The organism is Pseudomonas sp. TSO6 (genome assembly GCF_056098905.1).
Genome location: NZ_JBLZWV010000103.1, coordinates 1 through 297, shown reverse-complemented (window position 1 = coordinate 297; position 297 = coordinate 1). Strand labels below are relative to the sequence as shown.

Sequence of the window (297 nt, the reverse complement as noted above, 5' to 3'; positions counted from 1 at the left end):
GGGTCAACATCTGACGCGGGGTGCAGCCGAAGGCGCGGGCGGCTTCGATCTTGTCTTCCGGTACCTGGCGGATGCCCAGGTTGGTCAGGCGCACCAGCGGCGGCAGCGCGAACACGATGGTCACCAGCACGCCGGGTACGTTACCAATACCGAACAGCATCACCACCGGCACCAGGTAGACGAACGCCGGCAGGGTCTGCATGGCATCGAGCAAGGGCCGGATGATGCTTTCCAGGCGGTTGCTGCGGGCGCAGACAATGCCCAGCGGGATGCCGATCACCGCGCAGAAGAACACCG

Annotated in this window: 1 protein-coding gene; it reads right to left on the bottom strand. The window is 65.3% G+C overall.

All coding sequences use genetic code 11. The annotated features are described in order from the left end of the window. Positions 1-297: ABC transporter permease subunit (locus ACN6NG_RS29985; protein ID WP_474317547.1), on the bottom strand; the 297-nt coding region annotated here is incomplete at both ends.